Source organism: Streptomyces katrae (assembly GCF_000966975.1).
Lineage (GTDB): Bacteria > Actinomycetota > Actinomycetes > Streptomycetales > Streptomycetaceae > Streptomyces > Streptomyces katrae.
Genome location: NZ_JZWV01001038.1, coordinates 1 through 3010, shown reverse-complemented (window position 1 = coordinate 3010; position 3010 = coordinate 1). Strand labels below are relative to the sequence as shown.

3 protein-coding genes and 1 pseudogene are annotated in these 3010 nt (G+C 74.3%); 1 reads left to right on the top strand and 3 read right to left on the bottom strand.

The window, feature by feature from the left end:
* Positions 1-1379, bottom strand: a pseudogene (locus tag VR44_RS31885) (FxsB family cyclophane-forming radical SAM/SPASM peptide maturase); the annotation flags it as partial.
* 29 nt (positions 1380-1408) lie between these two features.
* Positions 1409-1573 (bottom strand): FxSxx-COOH cyclophane-containing RiPP peptide, encoded by a 165-nt coding sequence (gene fxsA / locus VR44_RS45465; protein WP_063778996.1) that lies wholly within the window; start codon positions 1571-1573, stop codon positions 1409-1411.
* A 243-nt stretch (positions 1574-1816) separates the two neighbouring features.
* Between fxsA and VR44_RS31880 the strand changes: the two genes are divergently transcribed.
* On the top strand, positions 1817-2383 hold the full coding sequence (locus VR44_RS31880) for an NADPH-dependent FMN reductase (RefSeq protein WP_045951108.1): 567 nt from the start codon (positions 1817-1819) through the stop codon (positions 2381-2383).
* Between the two features lie 4 nt (positions 2384-2387).
* Here the strand turns inward: VR44_RS31880 and VR44_RS31875 are convergent.
* Positions 2388-3010, bottom strand: a 623-nt coding sequence (locus VR44_RS31875) for an alpha/beta hydrolase (protein WP_045951107.1), incomplete at its 5' end; no start/stop codon positions are given.

Genomic DNA, 3010 nt, shown 5'->3' with positions numbered 1-3010 from the left:
GCACGGCGGCCGCCGCCAGCGCGGCCAGCCTGCGGGCGGCACCCGGGGCGTCCAGGCGGCCCTCGCGGGCGGCGTCCAGGGCCTCCAGCACCCAGGTCCGGGTGAACGGGTGGCCCAGGACGGCGTCCAGCGCGGCGGCGTCCGCCTCCTCGACCCCGGTCAGCAGCTCCCAGGCCCGCGCCCACTCCGGGCCGGCGGCGAGCTCGCCGTGCAGCCGGGCCAGCAGCGCGCGGGTCAGCTCCTCCTGGGAACGGGCGAGTTCGGCCGGATCGGCCAGCTCCGGGGCGGTCTCCCGCCCGGCCGTCCGGCCCTCCACCCCCTCCACCAGTTCCCGCAGGTCGGAGCAGTAGACGGAGGGGTTGTCGAAGCCCGCGCCGGCCGGGCCGTCCTCCCGGTAGCGGTGCGTGTAGAGCCCGCCGCCGCACGAACGTACGACAGGGCACCGGCGGCACGTGCCGCTGACGCCCTCCAGCCCCAGCTGCCGCGCCCGCACCCCGGGGTGGGCCGCCACGAGGTCGAAGGGGTGGTCGAAGACGTTGAACCCGGTGGCGGCGGCCCCCTCGAAGGCGCTCTTGAGGGAGTCGACCTGCTCCAGCGTGCCGTCGGTCTCGACGACCACCAGGTCGGTGGGGGCCAGCCCCAGGGACTCCGTCAGACTGGGCCCGCCGCGCAGGGTGGACAGCAGGGACTCGAAGAGCCGGACGGGCACCGGCCGCCCCAGCGCCTCCCAGCGGTCGAAGACCCGCAGCAGCCAGCGGGCGTACGCGTCGGGCGCGCCGCCGGGCCGGGGCGGCGGGGTCTGCCAGGTGGCGTGGGGGAGCAGGAAGTCCACCCGGGGCGGTTCCAGTGCGACCAGCGCGTCCAGCACGGCCGCGGGGTCGTTGGCCACGTCCACGGTGCACAACAGGCCCTGGTAGAGGTGGCGGTAGGGCTCCGAGCGCAGCAGGCCCACGGCCCGCAGGACCAGCGGATGGCTGGAGCGGCCGTCCGCGAACCGCCGGTGGCGGTCGTTGGCCGCGCGGTCCCCGTCGAGGGAGACGCCGACCCGGACGCCGTACTCGGCGAAGAGGTCGAGATAACGGGGGCCGAGCTGGAGCGAGCGCGCGGGTGAACTCCTCGCACACGAGGCGGAGTCGGTCCGGGCCCGCCAGCAGGGGTTCCCCTCCGTGGAGGATCACCGTGACGGAGGGGAGTGCATGGTCACGGGCATGTTCGGCGAGCCGCGACGCGGTCCGGGAAATGACCCCGGGGGAGATCACTTTCGGCCGGGCTCGCCAGCTCTGATCAGCGTGTTCGTAGACATAGCAATGATCACAGGCGAGATCGCATCTGCTGTGCACCTTCAGGACGATCTCGCGAAATGCGATCAGGCCGGTCATTCCACCAGTCTAGAGCGCGTACTGCATTGTCAGAGCGCAGAGTTGAAGATCGGTGCCTGCGTGTGACGGCCGGATTCCGACGGCAGTACCCGGCCGAGGGCCGCGGCGACCGGGGCACTGCGGACGTCGATCTTGTCGAGGGGGACCCGGCGGTCCTTGACCGCGCTGGTCGGCGGGGTGGCGGAAGTGTTCATGGCACCGTCCTCGGGGAGGCCATAGCGAATGGGAGGGAATGACTCCGGCGCGCCGCCGGCGTCTGGCTCGGACTTTACTCGTCCGCACCCCATTGGCAACCGAGACATGACGCCTGGTCAAGCGTTCTATAGAAAGAGTGGGGGAATAATCGAGGTGCCGTATTCGGCCGTTCGCCGCACGGCAAGATCCAGTTCCCCCGGGGCGCCCGGGAGGGCGCTGCGGCCCCTCGGTAGCGTGGACGGATGCCCACGTCACCCGCACTTCCCGTCATCCTCCTCCTCTCCGGGAGCCTGCGCGCCGGCTCCGTCAACGAGGCCGTGCTGCGCACCGCCGAATCCGTGGCCGCCGCGGGGGCCGTCCCGGTGGCCGCCGTCCGCTACGAGGGCCTCGCGGACCTCCCGCACTTCAACCCCGACCAGGACACCGACCCGCTGCCCGCCCCGGTGGCCGCGCTGCGCGGGGCGATCGCGGGGGCGGCGGCACTGCTGGTCTGCGCCCCGGAGTACGCGGGCACGCTGCCCGGCTCGTTCAAGAACCTGCTGGACTGGACGGTGGGCGGTACCGAGATCTCCGACAAGCCCGTGGCCTGGGTGAACGCGGCCGCTCCGGGCCGGGGCGGGGGCGCCGAGGCCACGCTGCGGACGGTGCTCGGCTACACGGGCGCCGCCGTCGTCGACGCCGCCTGCGTACGGATCCCGGTGGACCGGGCGACGGTCGGCGCCGACGGGGCCGTCTCCGACCCCGCCGTCCGCGCCCGCCTCGCCGAGGTCCTGGCCCTGCTGGCCGACGCGGCGCGGGAGGCTCTCTAGGGGCTCAGGCCGGCTGCTGCTCCTCCACGGAAGGGGCGGGCAGTTCGCGCAGCAGCCAGGTGAGGACGCCGGGCAGCGCGCGCAGGGCCGCGAAGTGCGCGGCGTCCGGGTCGATGGTGGTGGTGGCGCCGGGGATGCGCCGGCCCAGCCAGCGGGCGTGGCCCACCGGGGAGAACACGTCGAGCTCCCCGTGCCAGATCAGCACGGGGCAGCGGATGTCGGCGGGGTCGAACCCCCAGGGGCTGCTGGCGGCCAGCATGTCGTCGATCCACCCGAACGCCGAAGTGCGCACCCCCTCGCGGTAGTTGCGCAGCAGCATCGACCGCAGCCCGGCGTCCGAGACGATCATCCGGTCGCTGGCGGTCAGCTCCCGGCGCAGCTCGTCCAGCAGCCGCCCCGGGTCCCGTGCGATACCGCTGGCGCGCGGGATCAGCCGGGCCGTGAGCTCCTCGGGGTCCGCGGCGGCGGTGGTGTACTCCCGTACGTTCGAGGCGGCCATCCCCGCGAACCAGTCCAGGTCCTCCGCGTCCCGGGGCGCGATGGGCACCAGGGCCGCCGTCCGCGTCACCCGCTCCGGCAGCAGCGCGGCGCAGGCCAGGGCCCCGGGGGCGCCGCCCGAGCGGCCGG